The organism is Massilia sp. CF038 (assembly GCF_900129765.1).
Taxonomy (GTDB): domain Bacteria; phylum Pseudomonadota; class Gammaproteobacteria; order Burkholderiales; family Burkholderiaceae_D; genus Telluria_A.
Window position 1 is genome coordinate 359288 of the sequence record NZ_FQWU01000002.1, and the last position, 19436, is coordinate 378723.

Sequence of the window (19436 nt, forward strand, 5' to 3'; positions counted from 1 at the left end):
TTACCGAAGTTGTTCGAGGTGCTATAGGTCCCCGCCTGCGCGAGGACGATGTAAATTAACTTTGCCTTTACCGTTTCGTGCCTTCGATGCTCACTTCGACGCGCCGGTTCGGCTGCAGGCAGAGATCCGGCGGATCAGGACCTTCGCATTCGCTCAACGTGCGCACTGACAGGTGCATGTTGCGCCATCAGTTCGGTCACCCAATCGATGAAGACACGCAGTTTTTTGCTCAGATGCCGGTTTGCCGGATAGGCGATATACAAGGGCATGGGCTCCAGCGACCAGTCTGGGAACAAGCGTACCAGAGCGCCCGACGCCACCTGGGCCAGCGCCATGTAATCGGGAAGCCACAGGACGCCCATGCCGGCAACGCCGGCAGCCAGGTAAGCGTTGCCGTCGTCGGTGGCGACCACATGGTGGCCTTGAATCGTGATGCGCTCTTGCTCCCGCCGCATTGCAATAGGAAAGTAGCCGCGACTGCTCCACCGGTAGCGCACGATCCGATGCTCTGGTCTTGCAGTTCTTCAGGATGCGCAGGGATGCCGTGGCGCTCCAGGTATGCCGGTGCCGCGTACACCCCCGGCGCCAATTGGCCAATCTGGCGCACGGCCAGGGCCTGGTCAGTCATCTCGCCGCCGCGCACGACGCAATCGACCCGGTCTTCGATCAGGTCGACCTTGCGATCACTGGCCCCCAGTTCCAGTTGAATGTCGGGATATTTGGCGTGGAACTGCGGCAAAGCCGGCATGAGGATCAAGGTCGCCAGCGGACTTGGCACATCCACCCGCAACTGGCCCTGGGGTCTTGCCGACGCGCCAGGCAAGCCGCTTTCCACATCGTCAATCTGGTCCAGCAGCTGGACCAGGCGCTCGTAATACAGGGCGCCATCTTCGGTCACGTTCACTTTGCGCGTGGTGCGATGAAGCAGCTTCAGCTGCAGACGTGCTTCCAGTTGCTGCACCAGTTGGGTCACGGTAGTACGGCTCATGTGGAGGGTGGCAGCGGCTTTGGTAAAGCTGCCCGCTTCAACCACCCGCACAAATGCCCGCATTGTGTCGAACCTGTCCATCGTTTCTCCTTCGCGATTGTTTGGATTATACAAACAGTTCTTATCGCAACCGCGTGTTTATCTGGACAAAGGCAGGCCGTAGAGTGTGGTCAGCGCCGCCATTTGTGCGGCATAACCAAGGAAAAAATCATGACTGCACGCGATGTTGTATTCCCACCGGGTCGGCAGGCCCTGTATGAAAAGAACCGCTATTCCCCGGCGGTGCGCGCCAACGGGCTGTTGTTTGTGTCGGGCCAGGTCGGCAGCCGCGAGGACGGGTCGCCCGAGCCCGATTTACAGGCGCAGGTCCGGCTCGCGATGCAAAATCTGCTGGCGGTGCTGGGAGCGGCCAACTGCACTTTCGATGATGTGCTTGACGTCACGGTGTTCATGACCGATCCGCAGGCGCAATTTGAACAAATCTGGCCTGTGGTGCAGGAGTTCTGGGGACAAGCACCGCATCCAACCGTTACCGCGGTTGGTGTCACGTGGTTGTATGGGTTTAATTTCGAGATCAAGGTGATTGCGAAGGTGCCGGAACAAACGACGTAGCGCCCCTGACGACCTGACCGCGCCACACCGCCTATTCGCCGGGTGCTGACGCATTCGATTTGCGCCTGCAACCGGGCGGATTCGGTGTCATGCCCATTTTTTCTAAAGCGACACTGGCGGTAGCTGCAGCACTTATTCCGGTCATGTTACATGCTTCACTGGAAACGATGTGCTGCAACCTGGGGGCATGGATTGCCGCGCGAAGTCCGAAGTTTCCCAGGGCGGCGGCAGTCCATAAGCGCACCGCCCCACTGGGGGAATCCAACAGGGCCGCCAGTGCGGCTAATTGGGTGTCGCCGATCTGCGCGGCCGCGCTTCCATGGGTGATATTGGCGAGCTTCTCCGCTGCCGAGTGATCGCCTGAGCCGGCTTTCTTAATCAGTGATGCCACTGTCTTCGTCAGCGGTCGGTCTATTTCCGAAGCTAAACTTGTGCTTTGGAGTGACAGCACTGCTGCAATGAAAATGGCGGTGAATAATGGGATGGGGATGTTCATTTGCAGCTTGTTTTTGCAGTTGGTGCAGTCGATGTGGCGTTCTGGGTTGCATCGTGTTTCTTGCTGAGCTTTTTTGTCAGCATACGTTAATTGCGGGGTGATGTTGGAGGGAAATTTCTGCGCAGCAGAAATTTTTCGGCGCCTGCGGCGCGCTGCCGCACAGCGGCAGCAAAGTGGGTCCCTGGCGGAGGGCGCCTCAGGCGCCCCGCCGCGAAGCGGCGGAAGATGGGCGATTCGGAGAGCCCCGCCCCGGTAGGGGCGGGTCTTCGAATCCCACCGGCTCCGTCCGAACAAAAAAAAATGGCCTCCCGCAGGGGAGGCCATTTTCTTTTCGTTCTGGCGGAGACGGTGGGATTCGAACCCACGATAGAGGTATAAGCCCTATGCATCCTTAGCAGGGATGTGCCTTCGGCCACTCGGCCACGTCTCCTTTCTTATCCGGAAAACTTCACCAGATCAGAAGACCGCAATGGTACCGGCTGGGAGCGTGTTTGGTCAATGGAACACGCCCACTTTTTTCGAAAAAAGTTATGCTTTTTCCAAATCAAAGGCCTTGTGCAGGGCCCGAACCGCCAGTTCCATGTATTTTTCATCAATCAGCACCGAAATCTTGATCTCGGAGGTGGAAATCATCAGGATGTTGATGCCCTCTTCCGACAAGGTACGGAACATCTGCGATGCCACGCCCACGTGCGAACGCATGCCCACGCCCACCACCGACACTTTCGATACCTTGGCGTCGCCCACCAGCGTGATGGCGCTGACTTCTTCTTTCACCGCTTCCAGCACGCCCATGGCCTTGACGTATTCGCCGCGGCTGACAGTGAAGGTGAAGTCGGTCTTGCCTTCCACCGACTGGTTCTGGATGATCATGTCGACTTCGATGTTGGCATCGGCAATCGGTCCCAGGATGTGGTACGCCACGCCCGGCTTGTCCGGCACGCCCAGGACGGTGATTTTTGCCTCATCGCGGTTGAACGCGATACCAGAAATGACGGCTTGTTCCATGTGTGTATCTTCCTCAAACGAAATCAGGGTACCCGAGTTGGCTTCTTCTTCCAGCGGCATCAGGGGATCGGTCAGCGACGACAAAACGCGGGTCGGTACGCGATAGTTGCCCGCGAATTCCACCGAACGGCTCTGCAGCACTTTGGAACCGAGCGAGGCCAGTTCCAGCATTTCTTCAAACGTAATCGTCTTCAGACGGCGCGCTTCGGAAACCACGCGCGGGTCGGTGGTGTAGACGCCGTCGACGTCGGTATAGATCAGGCACTCTTCAGCTTTCATCGCGGCGGCGATCGCCACGGCCGACGTGTCCGAACCACCACGGCCCAGCGTGGTCAGATTACCGTCGGCATCAATGCCCTGGAAGCCGGTAATGATCACGATCTTGCCTTCGGCCAGGTCAGCCTTGACGCGCTGGTCGTCGATCGATTCAATACGCGCCTTGGTGTAGGCCGAATCGGTCTTGATCGGCACTTGCCAGCCCGCGTAGGACACGGCTTTTTTGCCAATGGCCAGCAAGGCCATCGACAGCAGCCCGACGGAAACCTGTTCTCCGGTGGAGGCAATCATGTCCAGTTCGCGCGGATCAGGCTGTTCCATGATTTGCTTGGCCAGACCAATCAGGCGATTGGTTTCGCCCGACATGGCCGATGGCACAACAATGATCTGGTGCCCCGCGTCGTGCCACTTGGCAACGCGTGTCGCGACATTCTTGATGCGGTCCGTCGAGCCCATCGACGTACCGCCGTATTTGTGGACGATTAAAGCCATAAGAGTGAAGTTTCCGCTCAAGAAGAAAAAAGGAGGAGCTTTACTCTACATGCTGCGATGCAAAAAAACAATACGCCCAGCAGGGTAATTCTATACGGTTTGGGTATAAGGTAATTACTACATCGCGTAGTCGTCAGGCTAAACTTGATTCCCAACGGAAAGAAACGAAGGGCCCGGAACCGGTCCCGAAGTGGTGGCAATCCATGCCGATGCCGGCGGCAAACAGCAAATCCTTGCCGCTGCTGACGATCGGCAAACGGGCCCGCTCCCATGCCGGCACGTCGCAGGCCTGGTAGTGGTATTTCAGCGCGCGGGTCGGACGGTTGGCTGCCGGCTTGAGGCGCTCGCCGCCCTGGCGGAAGTCGATCTGCAATGGCTGGGCGCGCAGCCAGGCGGAATCGAACCCCTGCTCCGCCGTTTCGATATGCAACACGCCGCCGTAAGCCGGGAACGCCAGGCTGGCCTCGCCGTTCCAGCGGAAGCGCGCGCCCTCCTTGACCAGGATGCCTTCGTCGTCCGGGTCGCGCTGCCCGGCCAGGTCGGCCAGTTTGGGCGTGATGAACAAGCGGTCGCGGTGGCGCCGGATGTGGCAGTCGGGGTGGGTCACCAGCAATTGCGCGTCGACCCGAGCCTCGACCAGCTGGGCCACCATTTCGGTCAGCCAGGCAGTTGAAGGCATGCGCAAGCCGCGCAAGGCAAACCAGTGGCGCAGCATGTTGTAGGCGCGGTCCAGGCTCATCGCGCGCAATTTGGCCACGTCGATATAGTCGTCGACCAGGCTGGCAGCGAGGTCTTGCTCGGCCAGTTCGGTCAGCAGCCGCTGGGCCGACTGGGCGTGCGCGGCGCTGCGGGCAAAGCGCTCCTGGTAGCCGGGAAACGCTTGCGCCAGGGCCGGCATGACCTGGTGGCGCAAGGCATTGCGCGCGTAACGGGGATGGGTATTCGATTCGTCTTCCACGAACGCAATCGCATGCGCGCTGACGTAGGCCTCGAGCTCGCCGCGCGACACCGGCAGCAAGGGACGCGCCATCACCAGGTCTGGATTGTCCAGCAATTCCGGGGCCGCGTTGGCCGCATCCATGCCGGACAATCCTGCCGTGCCTGAACCTCGCAGCAATTGCAGCAGCACGGTTTCGGCCTGGTCGTCGAGATGGTGCGCGGTCAGCATCAGGCGCACGCCGTGCGCGCGGCACATGGCACCCAGCGCCGCATAACGCAATTTGCGCGCCGCCGCTTCGACACCGGATTTGGTTTTTTCCAGCACCACGCGCGCTGCTTCAAACTCGATGCCAAGTGCGGCGCTGGTGCTGCCGCAATGGGCGAGCCAGGCATCGGCATTCGGGCTGATGCCGTGGTGGACGTGGAATGCGAACACGGCAATGCCGCGCGCCTGCGCGTAGGCATGCGCCAGGTGCAGCAAGGCGGAGGAATCGAGGCCGCCGCTGTAGGCAACGGCGATGGGGTCGGCGGAAACGCCGCGCAGGGCGTCGAGCGCCCGCGCGAACTGCACCGGGATGGTCCCGGCTTGCTGCTGGCTCACTCTTCGGCCGGCGTCGTTTCTTTGAACTTACCGTAGCTCATCAGTTTCTGATGACGCGCTTCCAGCAAGTCCTTGGTCTTCATGCCCTGGAACTGGCGCAGCGAATCGGCCAGTGCGCGCTTGAGCATGACACCCATCTGCTTCGGATCGCGATGGGCGCCGCCCAGCGGTTCGTTGATGATCTTGTCGATCAGGCCCATGGCCTTCAGACGGTGCGCGGTCAGGCCCAGTGCATCGGCAGCGTCAGAGGCGCGCTCCGAGGTCTTCCACAGAATCGAGGCGCAGCCTTCCGGCGAAATCACGGAATACGTGGCGTATTGCAGCATCAGCACGGCATCGCCCACGGCAATGGCCAGCGCGCCGCCGGAGCCGCCTTCGCCAATGATGGTGGCAATCAGCGGCACTTTCAGTTCGGCCATCACGTACAGATTGTGACCAATGGCTTCGGACTGGCCGCGCTCTTCGGCGTCAATGCCGGGGAAGGCGCCAGGGGTGTCAACAAAGGTAAAGATGGGCAGGCCAAATTTTTCCGCCAGCTTCATCAGACGCATGGCTTTGCGGTAGCCTTCCGGCTTGGGCATGCCAAAGTTGCGCATGGCGCGCTCTTTGGTGTCGCGCCCTTTCTGGTGGCCGATCACCATGCAGGCTTGGCCATTGAAGCGGGCCAGGCCGCCCACGATGGACAGGTCGTCCGCATACGAGCGGTCGCCGTGCAGTTCGTGGAAGTCGGTGAAAATTTCGTTCACATAGTCCATGGTGTACGGACGCTGCGGGTGGCGCGCGATCTGCGACACTTGCCATGGGGTGAGCTTGGCGTAGATATCTTTGGTCAGCTGCTGGCTTTTTTTGGCCAGGCGGTCGATTTCTTCGGAAATGTCGACGGCCGAATCGTCTTGCACGAAACGCAGCTCTTCAATCTTGGAGTCGAGTTCCGCAATCGGCTGCTCGAAATTGAGGAAAGTCGTTTTAATCATTCTACCTCCGGGTATTATTTTAGCCGCAACAAATCTTGCCGTACGGCTGATACAGGCGCTATTCTACCGGAATCGTGCCGAAAACAGGGAATTGGCGCGGCCTTGACCGCTGCATTAATCTTGTGACACCGGATCCAGACTACGCCACAAATACCAGGTGGCGACCGTGCGATACGGCTCCCAGTTGGCCGACACTTCGCGCGCATCGCTGCGCGAGACCGGCTCGCCCGAGAAGTAATTCTGGCTGATCCCCTGGATCAGACCGGGGTCGTCGAGCGGCAGGACATTCGGCCGGAGCAGATTAAATATCAGAAACATCTCCGCTGTCCAGCGTCCGATGCCGCGAATCTGCACCAGTTCGGCAATGACGGCTTCGTCGTCCATTTCGGCCCACTGGTTCGCATGCACGCGTTTGGCCTTGAAGTGGTCGGCCAGATCGAGAATGTATTCGGTCTTGCGCTTGGAAAGGCCGCAGGCGCCCAATTGCTCGGCACCTGCCTTGATCACTTGCGCCGGCGTGATTTTGGGACAGACCGTCAGCAATTTATTCCAGGCCACGTCGGCGGCCTTGGTGGTTACTTGCTGGCCTACCACCGAACGGGCCAGCGTGGTGAAGGGATCGCCGTGGCCAACCAGGTGCAGGTCGCCAAATTGCGGGATCAGCTTTTTCATGATGCGGTCACGCTTCATGAGTTCGGCCTTGGCTTCTTCCCAGTAGGCAGGTACTTCCAGCACCAGGGAGGTTGCCCCCACGTTATCCTTGAGTAGTGCCATCATGCGCGGCGCCAGTTGGTCGTACCGTCCGGCTTGTCTTCCAGGACGATGCCGGCAGCGAGCAGATCGGCGCGAATTTTGTCGGACTCGGCAAAGTTGCGCGCCTTTTTGGCGGCACTGCGGGCTGCAATTTGCGCTTCAATCGCGTCTGGCGACAGCGCGCCCTCGCCCGTGCCACCTTGCAGGAATTGCTGTGGCGTGCGCTCAAGCAGGCCAATCACGGCGGCCAGCGCTTTGAATTGACGTGCATGTTCGACCGAGCGGCTCTTGTTCAGTTCCGTGGCAAGGTCAAACAGGGCCGCCAGTGCCAGCGGCGTGTTGAAATCGTCGTCCATGGCGTCGCCGAAGCGCACGGCATGGGCTTCGTTCCAGTCCACGACCGCCGTTCCGCTGCCAAGGTCGATGTCGGCCAGCGCGGTGTACAGGCGGGTCAGCGCAACCTTCGCGTCTTCCAGATGCACGTCGGAATAATTGAGCGGACTACGGTAGTGCGCGCGCAAGATGAAGAAGCGCACCACTTCCGGATCGAAGACCTTGAGCACATCGCGGATGGTAAAGAAGTTCCCCAACGACTTGGACATCTTCTCGCCGTCGACGCGCACGAAGCCGTTATGCACCCAGAAATTGGTCATGGGATGGCCAAACGCGCCTTCCGACTGGGCGATCTCGTTTTCGTGGTGCGGGAATTGCAAATCGGCGCCGCCGCCGTGAATGTCGAATTGTTCGCCCAAGGTCGCGCACGACATGGCCGAGCACTCGATATGCCAGCCCGGCCGGCCACTGCCCCATTTGGATTCCCATTTGACTTCGGCTGGTTCCGATTCTTTGGACGACTTCCAGAGCACGAAGTCGAGCGGATCGCGCTTGTCTTGATCCGGCTTGTCCGTATTGACGACATCGCGCGCGCCGGCGCCGGCAACCAGGTCGTCAATCGATTTGCCCGACAGCTTGCCGTAACCGGGAAATTTGCGCACCGCGAAATTGACGTCGCCATCGTCGGACTGGTACGCCAGCCCTTTTTGTTCGAGCATCTCGATAATGCCCAGCATCTGCGGCACATATTGCGTGGCACGCGGCACCACGGTCGGCGGCAAAATGCCCAGCGCGGCCGTGTCTTCATCCATGTACTGGGTAAAGCGCGAGGTCAGTGAATAAATCGATTCGCCATTTTCCACGGCGCGCTTGATGATTTTGTCTTCGATGTCGGTGATATTGCGCACGTACGTCACCTGGTAACCCGATACCGTGAGCCAGCGGTACATGACATCGAACGCCATCATCATGCGGGCATGACCGATATGGCAGTAATCGTAAATGGTCATGCCGCACACGTACATGCCCACCTTGCCGGCTTCGATTGGGACGAATAACTGCTTATCACGGGCAAGCGTGTTGTAAATCTTAAGTTGGCTCATCAGATTTCTACTGTTTACAGCGTGCGCCGGATCCGGGCAATACGACAACCTGACGCAGTCGCCTTATGGGCGCGCACCGGGGAAATCGGGGATTGCAGCGAGATCGTCAGCGCCCTCTGTCTTGTTCTTCTTTGATAGAATGGGGCGTTCTTCGCAAAGTATAGCATTGATAAAATCCCGACTGTCCGCATATGGATCAGGTTTATTTTTGCGTTACGGGCTTGACAGCCAGTTCGCCACTTTACCTCAAACAGTTACCGCCAAGGAAGCCATAATGCAAGAATCACTGATGTTCCGCATCCCCCTGCTCGCCCGTTTCCTGACCGTTTTCTGCGGCCTGACGCTGAGCCACGCCGTCATGGCCGGCGACGCGCCACAGGTCACACTCAAAACCAGCATGGGCGAAATCGTGCTCGAACTGGACCAGGAAAAGGCGCCCAAAACAGTGGCCAACTTCCTCTCGTACGTGAAAAACGGCCACTATAAAGGTACGGTGTTCCACCGGGTGATTGACGGCTTCATGATTCAGGGCGGCGGCATGGATGAAAAGCTGGTGACCAAACCGACCGGCAAACCCGTCAAGAACGAAGCCAAGAATGGCTTGAAGAACGTGCCCTACTCGGTTGCCATGGCGCGCACCGCCAATCCCGATTCGGCCACCTCGCAGTTTTTCATTAATGTGGCCAACAATGAAGGCCTCGATTATCCGGGCCAGGATGGCTTCGGCTATACCGTGTTTGGCAAGGTCATTGCCGGCCAGGATGTGGTCGACAAGATCAAAGGCGTGGTCGTGGACGATGTGCGCGGCCAGCAGAACGTGCCGGTGGTCCCCATCTTTATTAAAAACGCGAGTGTCGTCAAGCCTGTAAAATAACGGGGCTTGAACTTCGCACACGAACAATAACTCTTTGAATTGGACATCATCATGACCGTACTGATCACTACCAACATGGGCACCATGACTGTCGAACTGGACGCTGAAAAAGCGCCAAAGACGGTTGCCAACTTCCTCGACTATGTCGCCAAGGGCCACTACACCAACACGATTTTCCACCGCGTGATTGCCGACTTCATGATCCAGGGCGGCGGTTTCGAGCCAGGCATGAAGCAAAAGCCGGCTGACCAGACCGTCGAAAACGAAGGCAAGAACGGCCTCAAGAACGATACCTACACCCTGGCCATGGCCCGCACCTCGGACCCGCACTCGGCGTCGGCCCAGTTCTTCATCAACGTCAAGAACAACAGCTTCCTCGACTACCCAGGCCAGGATGGCTATGGCTACGCCGTGTTTGGCAAAGTCGTTGATGGCACCGACACCGTCGACAAGATTCGCAAGGTAAAAACTGGCCGCAGCGGCATGTTCGCCGACGTGCCAGCGGAACCAGTCATCATCGAAAAGATCGAAGTACTGTAATGCTGAACGGGCATCGGCGCTGGGTCACACTGCCATGACGATGCCCGCGCGCACGCTTGCGCTATTTGTTTCAGACCTGCATCTGCAGCCATCGCTGCCGCACACAGCGGCGGCCTTCTTCTACTTCCTTGAAGAACGCGCGATGGCTGCGCAGTCGCTCTACCTGCTCGGCGATGTGTTCGAGTACTGGGCCGGCGACGACGACCTTCCCGACCCCTTCCATCAGCAAGTCGTGCGCGCCCTGCGCCAGGTTGCCGATGCGGGCGTCAACATCTTCTGGATCGCGGGCAACCGCGACTTCCTCGTGTCCCAGGCGTTTGCCGATGCAGCGGGCCTGACCCTGCTGTCCGAACCGCATGTGATCGAGCTGGCAGGACAGCGCGTGACGCTGGTGCATGGCGATGCCGAGTGCACGGGCGACACCAATTACATGGCCTTCCGCGCCCAGGTGCGCAACCCGGCCTGGCAGGCGCAATTTTTGGCCATGCCGCTGGAACAGCGCAAGGGCATCATTGCCGGCATGCGCGAAGGCAGCCGCCAGGCCCATGCCACCAAGTCCATGGAGATCATGGACCTGGCGCCGCAGGCCATCGAAGCGCTGTTCGCACGCACCAGCAGCCAAATCATCATCCACGGCCACACCCACCGCCCAGCCCTGCACGAAGCAGACGGCAAGCGGCGTTACGTGCTGCCCGACTGGGAACCGGATGCCGAACCGCCACGCGGTGGCTGGATCGCCATCACCGCTGACGGCGCCATCACACGGTACGACCTCGACGGCAAAACGGCGGCCTGAGCCCCAGCGTCCTCGCGCCCGAGCTGGCGCATGCGCCATCCCCATGCATATCAAAAACCTGTTGACTTCGTTTTTTGTAGTGTTATAGTTCACTACAACACCACTTCGATACCTCACCAACAGGGAGGCTGTATGCAGCAAGCAGTAGCACACCAGCAGGGGGGCAGAACATGACTGCCGGCTGGAACGACAACACACCTATTTACCGCCAGCTCAAGGACCGGGTCATCGGCATGATGCTCGATGGCGCGCTCAAGGCAGGCGACGCCCTGCCCTCCGTGCGCCAGGTGGCGGCGGAATACCAACTCAATCCGATTACTGTCTCGCGCGCTTACCAGGAACTGGTCGACGAGAACCTCGTAGAAAAAAGAAGGGGAATTGGCATGTATGTGACTGAAGGCGCGAGTGAAAAATTACTGGCCAGCGAGCGCGAGCGCTTTGTGCGCGAAGAATGGCCGGCCATGATGGAACGGATCCGCCGCCTGGGCCTGAGCCTCGAGCAGCTTCTGCAAGCCAGCGCGCCGGGAGCCCCAGCATGAGCGCCGTCATTTCCGCCAAGGGCTTGAGCAAAAGCTACGGCAAGCATCTCGCCGTCGACAACATCAGCTTCGACATTCCGGCCGGCAGGATCATTGGCTTGATCGGCCCCAACGGCTCGGGCAAGACCACCACCCTGAAAGCGGCCCTGGGCCTGATTCCTTTCGATGGCCAGTTGACCGTGCTGGGTATGGATCCCCGCACCGACCGCGACGCCTTGATGCAGGACGTCTGCTTTATTGCGGACGTGGCAATTTTGCCGCGCTGGCTGCGCGTGGGTGATGCGATAGATTTTGTCGAAGGCGTGCATCCGCGTTTCAATCGCAAAAAAGCCGAACATTACCTGGCCAACACCAAGCTCAAGCCATCGATGAAGGTCAAGGAAATGTCCAAGGGCATGGTGGCGCAGCTGCACCTGGCGCTGGTGATGGCCATTGACGCCAAGCTGCTGGTGCTCGATGAGCCCACGCTGGGGTTGGACATCATGTACCGCAAGCAGTTCTACCAGAATCTGCTGGAAGACTATTTTGACGAGAATAAGACAATTGTCATCACCACCCACCAGGTCGAGGAAGTCGAACATATCCTGACTGACTTGATGTTCATCCGCGAAGGCAAGATTGTGCTCTCGGCCAGCATGGATGAAGTGGGCGAACGCTACACCGAAGTCATGGTCGCAGGCGACAAGCTCAACGCTGCCAACGCCTTGCAGCCCATTGACCAGCGCACGGTGTTCGGCAAGTCGGTGATGCTCTTCGATGGCGTGTCGCGCGCGCAACTGGCCGCGCTCGGTGAAACCCGCAATATCAGCGTGGCCGATCTGTTCGTCGCCACCATGAAAGGAACGTACGCATGAAAACGATGAAATGGCTGCTCCGGCGTGAATTCTGGGAGCACAAAGGGTCGATGGCCTGGGCCCCCTTGATTGTCAGTGCCGTCATGGTCCTGCTGGTTGGCAGCATGGTCGCCTTTGGCGCAAGCCAGGGCAAGCTGACTGGCAACACCACCATCGTTCGTGATGACAATGGCGTTACCACCACGTCATTCCAGAGCATTCCGCCGGAAAAGCTGCAAGAAGTGGCCGATGCCGTGGCCAATATGTATCTGGGTGGCGCCCTTCCCCTGTTCATCATGATGGGCTTTATCGGCTTCTTCTACTGTTTGTCCGCGCTGCATGACGAGCGGCGCGACCGCAGCATTTTGTTCTGGAAGTCCTTGCCGGTGTCGGACACGCAGACCGTGGCCGCCAAGGTGCTCACTGCGGCCGTGGTCATTCCCTTGATCACCGCAGCGATCGGCATCCTGGTGTCGCTGATCCTCTTGATCCTGGTCGGAATCGTGTTTGCCGTCAATGGGATCAATATGTTTGGCCTGGTGCTCGGCAACCGCGACTTCTACTTTGCACCGTTGCGCCTGCTCGGATTGTTACCCGTGTACCTGATCTGGGCGCTGCCAACCATCGGCTGGTTGATGATGGTGTCGGCGTGGGCGCGCTCCAAAGTCTTTTTGTGGGCGGTGGGCACACCTGTGATCCTGGTGGTGATCGTCAAGTGGGCGGAATATATTCTTAAGACCGGTGTCAATATCGACTGGTTGGTGGAAAACGTGATTGCCCGCGGTCTGGTTGGCCTGTTCCCGGGCAACTGGTTCCCATTGACCGATGCCAGCCCCGAACAGATGGTGAACGAGCACAGCCTGACTGTTGCCGGCGACATGTTCAGCCAGTCCTGGATGACGCTTGCCACCCCGCACGCCTGGTTCGGTGCTGCCATTGGTGCCGCCATGATCTACGCTGCGATCCGTCTGCGCCGCTGGAAAGACGAAGGATGAGCCTGCGCTTGATGCAAGGCGCCGCTCTGGTCCTGGTCTGCGGCAGCTTGTTCAGTGCCGCAGCCCTGGCCCAGGAACCACCGAAGGCGGTCGAGATCAAAGGCATGAAGGACCCGGAGTTGCGCTTGTTCCGCAGTGTCACTACCGGGCTCGACACGTTTGACGAATACCGCGAGCTGGCGCCTGCGGTCGGCACACTGCGCTTTCGTCTGAAGGCGCGCGAAAGCACGCTGGATAAGTCAACCGACACGATTACGCTCAAAATTGTTGGAGACAGTCCGGCGATCCCGGTGGCAATCGAAGCAGACGGTGGCTTTACGATAGCGCGCAACCAGAGCGCTTACGACGAGAACGCCGAACTGGTGTTCAATCGCAAGCGCCGCCAGTTCATGTCAATTGCCGACATCCGCACGCCTGGCGTGCCCGCCAACGCACGCCGGCTGGGCGACTTGCGGCTCGAGTGCCTGGTTAACATTGCCATCATCAAGACCGAAATCCCGTTCCTGGTCCGGGCCACCATCAACACCTTTTTGCTGACAACAGACTGGTGCAGGAAGCTCCCGATCTATATGTCGCTGCCGCCCACCCAGCACATCAGCAAAGCAACGCTGATTTATGGCGAGCGACGGCGGGAATTGACGCACGATGAGTTCAGCAACGGCTTCGAATCGCCATTGCTGGACCCGGCATGGCCGGACGATACGCTACTGGAAATGCAATTGGCGCCCGAAATGCCGGCGCCTGTCGCGGCAAGCTAGGGTTCAGGCAGACAGCGCAGGCGGCATGGGAATCCGCCTGCGCAATTCGATGAGCTGCGCGATACTGACCATGATCAGGACCAGCCAGGCTGCAATAGCAAGCCCGCCGCCGATCATCACGTGGTTCGGAATTGCGATCACCCAATAAAACAGGAAGTAGCCGGCAAAGCCCGATGCAGCCAGCAACAGCAAGGGTTCCCAGAAACGCCTGGCAGCCAGCGTCGCGACTGGCGCCAGAAAAACCGTGAGCACAATCAGAAAAAAACCAAGGTCGCGGGTGCTACCTGTTGCCAGATCTTCGACCGAAGATTGGATCAATTCGCTGCCGTAAAAAACCTTGTCCGGGTCTTGCTTGCCTGTTGCCAGATTTGTTTCGCCATCGCACTTGGAGAGCGGCAAAAATATGCAAACCAGCAGAAGCAGCGAAGCAATCCGTTTGATCGCGCCGAGATGCTTGAAGAAGAGCCCGACCATTCAGTCGAACTGCTTCTTGAATTCGTCAAACTGCGCCTTGAGCGATGCAACCTCGCTGCGCAAGGCCGCCACTTCCTGCTCCAGCTGCCCTACCCGGCTGCCTTGCGCCGATGGCGAGGCGCTACCGAAGGAGGATTCCTGCTGCGCCAGTGCCGCATCGCCGCCGAGTAATTGCCCGTAACGGGGTTCCTTGGTGCCAGGTGCCAGTGCCAGACGCGCCACGATGGGCGGATATTTGTCGATCAAAAACTGCAGGCAGGCTTCCACATCGGCCACGGATTTGAATTCGTGCAGGCGACCGCTGCGGGTGCGAATCTCGCCGGCAGTTTGCAAGCCGCGCAGCATCAGAATGGTCAGCACGGCCAGCTTGTCTTGCTCGAGCGACCATTTGACGCGCATGCGATGCTCGTATTTGGTCACGCGCGCGCCCGCCTGGGTGATGCCGTTCACATATTTGCGTTGCATCAGGCTTTGCAGCACTTCCTGCACGGTCTCGTCCGACAGCTGCATCACCGGGTCGCGGCTGGACAGTTGATTGCAGCCATTGGTGATGGCGTTCAGGGACATCGGATAGTTGTCCGGCGTGAGCGCTTCTTTTTCGGCCAGTACGGCCAGTACGCGAATCTCGAACGGATCCAGTACGGCAGCGCCGTCCGTTGTTTCTTGGGTCATGCGCAGGTTCCTTACTCGACGAGTTTGTTCAGCTCTACCGAGTTCAATTTATCACATTCAGGCATGCTCGAGCAGGCGATGCCGGAGGACTTCATCAGTGCGGTCAGGCGTTCGATTTGTTCATCCTGGCGGGCGGCGTGGTTGATCAGGCCATGCAGTGCTTTCGACAGCGGATCGTCGCCGTTGGGTGTGACGCCGTAGGCCGAAAACAGGTTGGCGCTACGTGCGTCAACGTCTTTTTGAACGATATGCGCCGGATTGCCGACCGCGGTGGCGCCGGCAGGCACGGGCTTGATGACGACGGCGTTCGAGCCGACCTTGGCATATTCGCCCACCGTGAACGAACCCAGCACCTTGGCGCCGGCGCCAATGATGACGCCGCGTTCGAGCGTGGGATGACGCTTGGTGCCGCTGTTGAGCGAGGTGCCGCCCAGGGTCACGCCCTGGTAGATGGTGCAGTCGTCACCCACGTTGGCGGTTTCGCCAATGACCACGCCGAAGCCATGGTCAATGAAGACGCGCCGGCCGATGGTGGCGCCAGGGTGGATTTCTATGCCGGTAATGATGCGGGCAAGATAGGAGATGAAGCGGCCGATCCATTTCAGACCTGAAACCCAGCAAGCGTGCGCCCAGCGATGCATCATGATCGCTTGAAAGCCTGGATAACAAGTGAAAACTTCCCATCCGTTACGGGCCGCAGGGTCGCGTTCAATGATGCTCTTGATATCTTCGCGCAGGTTGGAGAACATAGGATGGAAGGTAAAAGCTGTTGCAATACGAACATGGTAGCGCATTCGCACCAGGCTTGCTTGGCTGGTCGCAAGGGGCTACTTCGGGGTACGGGAACTCACCACGCAGCGACACAAACCACGACATCGCACAGGGGAAGCATGCGTTCCAATACATCGCCCTCGCGAAGGCGGGGGCCTATCCCACGTTACCGAATTCGGCAGCGTGCTATGGGCCCCCGCCTTCGCGAGGGCGATGTAGTGGTGAGCCTGCTCCAGGTGCTACGTAGTAGTGGCGGTCGATCAGCCTTCTTTGGCCAAGCGCTGACGGCGTGCTTCGTACAGGCACACACCCGACGCCACCGAAACGTTCAGACTTTCAACAGATCCGAACATCGGAATACCAACCAGCAAATCGCACGTTTCGCGCGTGAGGCGGCGCATGCCCTCGCCTTCCGAGCCCATCACCAGCGCGGTCGGGCCGGTGAAATCGGCTTCGTACAAGCCTTTATCAGCATCGTCACTGGTGCCGATCAGCCAGATACCGCGATCCTTCAAGTCGCGCATGGTGCGCGCCAGATTGGTCACGGTGATATATGGAACAGTTTCCGCAGCACCGCTGGCCACTTTGGCCGCAGTAGCGTTCAAGCCCACTGCACGGTCCTTCGGCACGATCACCGCATGCGCACCGACACCATCTGCTACGCGCAGGCAGGCACCCAGATTGTGCGGATCGGTGATGCCGTCAAGGATCAACAGCATCGGCGGGCCTTCAATTGCATCGAGCAATTCATCCAGGTTGCGTGCCAGCGACAACTGGCTGGCAAACGCGATCACGCCCTGGTGACGGCGGGTGCCGACGATCTTGTCCAAGCGGGCCGATTCCACCGGCATCACGCGCACACCGGCAGCCTTGGCGCCGGCGATCAGGTCGCTCATGCGGCGGTCATTGCGCGTGGCATCGACAAAGATCTCTTCCACCGAAGCGGCCTCATGACGCAAACGCGAGGTCACTGCGTGGAACCCGAAAATCATTTTATTCTTCATTACTTCTTATCGCTTATTCTTGTTGGACTTACTCGTTTTTGCCGCCGTTTTGGATGTGCGCGATACCGGCTTTTTGGCCGCGCCGCCAGTGGCCTTGCTGCGCCGCGGCTTGGTCTCGGCTTCGCCCGTGTCCAAGTCGTAGCGCCCTGCCGTGTTGACTTTCGGCTCGCGCGACTTGCCCGGCTTGGCGTCCAGCGCCTTGTGGGCGGCGCTTTTCGGCTTGCCCGCACCGGTGTCGGCTGCAACGCTGCTGCCCGCGAGCACCAAGTCGATCTTGCGTGCTTCCAGATCCACCTTGGCCACCTGCACCGTGACGCGGTCGGTGAGCTGGTAGCGTTTGCCGGTGCGCTCGCCGCGCAGTTCGTGGCGCGCATCGTCGTACTGGAAGAAGTCGGTACCCAATTCGGTGATGTGCACCAAGCCTTCCACATACAGCGCATCGAGCTGCACGAAGATGCCGAAGGTGGTCACACCCGACACCACACCGGTAAATTCTTCACCAAGTTTGTCTTTGATGAAGTAGCACTTGAGCCAGGCTTCGACATCGCGCGAGGCTTCGTCGGCACGGCGTTCGTTGGCCGAACAGTGCACACCCAGGGCATCCCAGATGGTCAGGTCTTTTTCGTTTTTCTGCTTGCCTTCGGCCTTGTCCTTGGCCTGCTGCTTGCGCGTGGCGTTGGAGACGGTCGTGTTCAGGCCGGACAGTTCGATGCCTTTCGGCTCGTACTTTTTACCCAGCAAGATGGCCTTGATGGCGCGGTGGGTCAGCAAGTCGGGATAGCGGCGAATCGGGCTGGTGAAGTGGGCATACGCCTCGTACGCCAGACCGAAGTGGCCGATATTGTCCGGGCTGTAGACTGCCTGCTGCATGGAGCGCAGCAGCATGGTCTGCAGCAAGGACGCGTCGGGACGCTCCTTGATCTGCTTCATCAGTTCGGCGTAATCGCCCGCGGTCGGCTTGTCGCCGCCATTCAGGTTCAGACCCACCTGCTTCAGGAAAGTGCGCACCTGGGTGAGCTTTTCCTTGGTTGGCGAAGCGTGAATGCGATAGGTACCAGGATGCTTGTTGCGAATCAGCAGGTCAGCTGCGCAGACGTTGGCGGCCAGCATGCATTCCTCGATCACCTTGTGCGCATCGTTGCGGGTGCGCGGGATGATCTTTTCGATCTTGCCCAGGGCATTGCAGACGATGTAGGTTTCGGTGGTTTCGAAGTCGATCGCACCACGTTCCAGACGCGCTTTTTGCAGCGCGTGATACACGTCGTACAGATTGAGCAGATGCGGCACGATGGCTGGACGGCGCTGCGCTTCAGGACCGGCGGTGTTGCCCAGGATCTCGGCTACTTCGTTGTAGGTCAGGCGCGCGGCAGAATGGATGACGGCCGGATAGAACTGGTAGGCCTTGATCTCGCCCTTGTCGGAAATGACGGCGTCGCACACGAGCGTCAGACGGTCGACCGCGGGGTTCAGCGAGCACAAGCCGTTCGACAATTTTTCCGGCAGCATGGGAATCACGCGGCGCGGGAAGTAGACCGAGGTGCTGCGCTCGAGCGCATCGACATCAAGCGCGTCGTTCGGTTTGACGTAATGGCTGACGTCGGCAATGGCCACGATCAGACGGAAGCAGTTGGCGCGGCCGATCTTGACCGGTTCGCAGTAGACGGCATCGTCAAAGTCGCGCGCGTCTTCACCGTCGATGGTGACCAGCGGCACGTCGCGCAAATCGACCCGGTCGGCCAGGTCCGACTCGCGCACTTCGGCGGGCAGCTTGGCGGCGGACTTGAGGGCGGCGGCCGAGAAGATGTGCGGCACGCCAAACTTGCGTACGGCAATTTCGATTTCCATGCCAGGGTCGTCCAGGTCGCCCAGGACTTCGACCACAGTGCCGGCCGGCTGCTTGAAGCGCGAGGGCTGCTCGATCAGCTCGACGCTGACGATCTGCCCTGCCTTGGCTTTGCCGGGCGAGCCGGAGACCAGGATGTCCTGGCCGATGCGCTTGTCTTCCGGCGCCACGATCCAGACGCCGTTTTCGTTCAGCAAGCGGCCGATCACATGGGTATTTGCGCGAGAGACGACTTCGACAATGGTGCCTTCCTGACGTCCACGGCGGTCAGTGCCGGTGACTTTGGCCAGCACGCGGTCGCCATGCAGCACTTTCTGCATTTCTTTGTCGTTCAGGAACAGGTCTTCGCCCGGCTCATCCGGGATCACGAAGCCGAAGCCGTCGCGGTGGGCGCTGACTTTACCGGCAATGAAGCCGGAATGGTCGGCCAGCGCGTAGTGACCGGTGGAATCAGCGCGGATCTGGCCGTCGCGTTCCATCGCATTCAAACGCCGCGTGAGGACTTCGATCGCTGCTGGCTTGACCTTGAGCGTACGCGCTAGTGCGTGCACGTCGAGCGGTGCAGCGGCGGTACGGAAGATGCCGAGAATGTCCTCGCGGCTGGGAATGGTGTGAGTAATTTGGTTCAATGGTTCTCTATATTTGTTTTTGTTGGTGACGGTGGATTGCCACTGTCGCGACTAAGATTGACACCGCGATACGCGTAGTGTAACGGAGGTACATGCAAATCGCCTAACGCAGCGTGGCGTGAAGTTTCTGTTG

At 59.4% G+C, this 19436-nt stretch carries 19 protein-coding genes, 1 tRNA gene and 1 pseudogene; 8 read left to right on the forward strand and 13 right to left on the reverse strand.

The features are described 5' to 3' along the window. Positions 1–134: 134 nt before the first annotated feature. A pseudogene (locus BUC24_RS11710) lies at positions 135–1069 on the reverse strand (LysR family transcriptional regulator). 129 nt (positions 1070–1198) lie between these two features. Between BUC24_RS11710 and BUC24_RS11715 the strand changes: the two are divergent. Then, positions 1199–1600, forward strand: a complete 402-nt coding sequence (locus tag BUC24_RS11715) for a RidA family protein (RefSeq protein ID WP_073215992.1) — start codon at positions 1199–1201, stop codon at positions 1598–1600. A gap of 31 nt (positions 1601–1631) precedes the next feature. Here BUC24_RS11715 and BUC24_RS11720 read toward each other — a convergent pair whose 3' ends face one another. The 7 genes from BUC24_RS11720 to cysS form a co-directional block, all read right to left on the reverse strand. Beyond that, positions 1632–2096 (reverse strand): hypothetical protein, encoded by a 465-nt coding sequence (locus tag BUC24_RS11720; RefSeq protein ID WP_073215995.1) that lies wholly within the window; start codon positions 2094–2096, stop codon positions 1632–1634. A gap of 337 nt (positions 2097–2433) precedes the next feature. Further along, positions 2434–2526 (reverse strand) — tRNA-Ser (locus tag BUC24_RS11725). A gap of 98 nt (positions 2527–2624) precedes the next feature. After that, a complete protein-coding gene (locus BUC24_RS11730) occupies positions 2625–3872 on the reverse strand; it encodes an aspartate kinase (RefSeq protein WP_073215998.1) in 1248 nt (415 codons plus the stop codon). 133 nt (positions 3873–4005) lie between these two features. Then, positions 4006–5412, reverse strand: coding sequence for a tRNA lysidine(34) synthetase TilS (gene tilS / locus BUC24_RS11735; RefSeq protein ID WP_073216001.1), 1407 nt, complete (start codon positions 5410–5412; stop codon positions 4006–4008). Continuing rightward, on the reverse strand, positions 5409–6386 hold the full coding sequence (locus BUC24_RS11740; RefSeq protein WP_073216004.1) for an acetyl-CoA carboxylase carboxyltransferase subunit alpha: 978 nt from the start codon (positions 6384–6386) through the stop codon (positions 5409–5411). Before BUC24_RS11740 ends, tilS begins: the two co-directional genes overlap by 4 nt. Positions 6387–6500: 114 nt before the next feature. Next, complete coding sequence (locus BUC24_RS11745; RefSeq protein ID WP_073219981.1) at positions 6501–7160, reverse strand: DNA-3-methyladenine glycosylase family protein; 660 nt, start codon at positions 7158–7160, stop codon at positions 6501–6503. Further along, positions 7160–8575: a cysteine--tRNA ligase gene (gene cysS / locus BUC24_RS11750; protein ID WP_073216008.1), complete on the reverse strand. Its 1416-nt coding sequence runs from the start codon at positions 8573–8575 to the stop codon at positions 7160–7162. Before cysS ends, BUC24_RS11745 begins: the two co-directional genes overlap by 1 nt. A gap of 274 nt (positions 8576–8849) precedes the next feature. Here cysS and BUC24_RS11755 point away from each other — a divergent pair, with 274 nt between their 5' ends. From BUC24_RS11755 to BUC24_RS11785, 7 genes are all read left to right on the forward strand, one after another. Then, positions 8850–9449 (forward strand): peptidylprolyl isomerase, encoded by a 600-nt coding sequence (locus BUC24_RS11755; RefSeq protein ID WP_073216011.1) that lies wholly within the window; start codon positions 8850–8852, stop codon positions 9447–9449. A gap of 51 nt (positions 9450–9500) precedes the next feature. Next, positions 9501–9989: a peptidylprolyl isomerase gene (locus BUC24_RS11760; protein WP_026172290.1), complete on the forward strand. Its 489-nt coding sequence runs from the start codon at positions 9501–9503 to the stop codon at positions 9987–9989. A gap of 34 nt (positions 9990–10023) precedes the next feature. Beyond that, positions 10024–10785, forward strand: coding sequence for a UDP-2,3-diacylglucosamine diphosphatase (locus BUC24_RS11765; RefSeq protein WP_073216015.1), 762 nt, complete (start codon positions 10024–10026; stop codon positions 10783–10785). A gap of 170 nt (positions 10786–10955) precedes the next feature. Next, positions 10956–11324 (forward strand): GntR family transcriptional regulator, encoded by a 369-nt coding sequence (locus tag BUC24_RS11770; RefSeq protein ID WP_073216019.1) that lies wholly within the window; start codon positions 10956–10958, stop codon positions 11322–11324. Further along, complete coding sequence (locus BUC24_RS11775; protein ID WP_073216022.1) at positions 11321–12178, forward strand: ABC transporter ATP-binding protein; 858 nt, start codon at positions 11321–11323, stop codon at positions 12176–12178. Before BUC24_RS11770 ends, BUC24_RS11775 begins: the two co-directional genes overlap by 4 nt. Beyond that, positions 12175–13152, forward strand: a complete 978-nt coding sequence (locus BUC24_RS11780) for a hypothetical protein (RefSeq protein WP_073216026.1) — start codon at positions 12175–12177, stop codon at positions 13150–13152. The genes BUC24_RS11775 and BUC24_RS11780 overlap by 4 nt, the downstream gene beginning before the upstream one ends. Continuing rightward, positions 13149–13910, forward strand: coding sequence for a hypothetical protein (locus tag BUC24_RS11785; protein WP_073216029.1), 762 nt, complete (start codon positions 13149–13151; stop codon positions 13908–13910). The genes BUC24_RS11780 and BUC24_RS11785 overlap by 4 nt, the downstream gene beginning before the upstream one ends. 3 nt (positions 13911–13913) lie before the next feature. Here the strand turns inward: BUC24_RS11785 and BUC24_RS11790 are convergent, their stop codons facing one another. The 5 genes from BUC24_RS11790 to rnr all read right to left on the reverse strand — a co-directional run bounded on the left by BUC24_RS11790 (position 13914) and on the right by rnr (position 19303). Then, positions 13914–14384 carry a hypothetical protein gene (locus BUC24_RS11790; RefSeq protein ID WP_073216033.1) on the reverse strand — a complete coding sequence of 157 codons (471 nt, stop codon included), beginning with the start codon at positions 14382–14384 and terminating at the stop codon, positions 13914–13916. After that, positions 14385–15056: a YceH family protein gene (locus BUC24_RS11795; protein ID WP_073216036.1), complete on the reverse strand. Its 672-nt coding sequence runs from the start codon at positions 15054–15056 to the stop codon at positions 14385–14387. It abuts the gene before it with no gap. 11 nt (positions 15057–15067) lie between these two features. Then, positions 15068–15805, reverse strand: a complete 738-nt coding sequence (gene cysE, locus BUC24_RS11800) for a serine O-acetyltransferase (protein ID WP_073216040.1) — start codon at positions 15803–15805, stop codon at positions 15068–15070. Between the two features lie 282 nt (positions 15806–16087). Next, positions 16088–16831 carry a 23S rRNA (guanosine(2251)-2'-O)-methyltransferase RlmB gene (gene rlmB, locus BUC24_RS11805; protein ID WP_073216043.1) on the reverse strand — a complete coding sequence of 248 codons (744 nt, stop codon included), beginning with the start codon at positions 16829–16831 and terminating at the stop codon, positions 16088–16090. Positions 16832–16837: 6 nt separating this feature from the next. Next, positions 16838–19303, reverse strand: coding sequence for a ribonuclease R (rnr, locus tag BUC24_RS11810; protein WP_073216045.1), 2466 nt, complete (start codon positions 19301–19303; stop codon positions 16838–16840). Positions 19304–19436: the final 133 nt, after the last annotated feature.

Coding starts and splice junctions, on each gene's coding strand:
- BUC24_RS11715 (WP_073215992.1), top strand. CDS start 1,199: ATGACTGCACGCGATGTTGTATTCCCACCGGGTCGGCAGGCCCTGTAT.
- BUC24_RS11720 (WP_073215995.1), bottom strand. CDS start 2,096: ATGAACATCCCCATCCCATTATTCACCGCCATTTTCATTGCAGCAGTG.
- BUC24_RS11730 (WP_073215998.1), bottom strand. CDS start 3,872: ATGGCTTTAATCGTCCACAAATACGGCGGTACGTCGATGGGCTCGACG.
- BUC24_RS11740 (WP_073216004.1), bottom strand. CDS start 6,386: ATGATTAAAACGACTTTCCTCAATTTCGAGCAGCCGATTGCGGAACTC.
- BUC24_RS11745 (WP_073219981.1), bottom strand. CDS start 7,160: ATGGCACTACTCAAGGATAACGTGGGGGCAACCTCCCTGGTGCTGGAA.
- cysS (WP_073216008.1), bottom strand. CDS start 8,575: ATGAGCCAACTTAAGATTTACAACACGCTTGCCCGTGATAAGCAGTTA.
- BUC24_RS11755 (WP_073216011.1), top strand. CDS start 8,850: ATGCAAGAATCACTGATGTTCCGCATCCCCCTGCTCGCCCGTTTCCTG.
- BUC24_RS11760 (WP_026172290.1), top strand. CDS start 9,501: ATGACCGTACTGATCACTACCAACATGGGCACCATGACTGTCGAACTG.
- BUC24_RS11765 (WP_073216015.1), top strand. CDS start 10,024: ATGACGATGCCCGCGCGCACGCTTGCGCTATTTGTTTCAGACCTGCAT.
- BUC24_RS11770 (WP_073216019.1), top strand. CDS start 10,956: ATGACTGCCGGCTGGAACGACAACACACCTATTTACCGCCAGCTCAAG.
- BUC24_RS11775 (WP_073216022.1), top strand. CDS start 11,321: ATGAGCGCCGTCATTTCCGCCAAGGGCTTGAGCAAAAGCTACGGCAAG.
- BUC24_RS11780 (WP_073216026.1), top strand. CDS start 12,175: ATGAAAACGATGAAATGGCTGCTCCGGCGTGAATTCTGGGAGCACAAA.
- BUC24_RS11785 (WP_073216029.1), top strand. CDS start 13,149: ATGAGCCTGCGCTTGATGCAAGGCGCCGCTCTGGTCCTGGTCTGCGGC.
- BUC24_RS11790 (WP_073216033.1), bottom strand. CDS start 14,384: ATGGTCGGGCTCTTCTTCAAGCATCTCGGCGCGATCAAACGGATTGCT.
- BUC24_RS11795 (WP_073216036.1), bottom strand. CDS start 15,056: ATGACCCAAGAAACAACGGACGGCGCTGCCGTACTGGATCCGTTCGAG.
- cysE (WP_073216040.1), bottom strand. CDS start 15,805: ATGTTCTCCAACCTGCGCGAAGATATCAAGAGCATCATTGAACGCGAC.
- rlmB (WP_073216043.1), bottom strand. CDS start 16,831: ATGAAGAATAAAATGATTTTCGGGTTCCACGCAGTGACCTCGCGTTTG.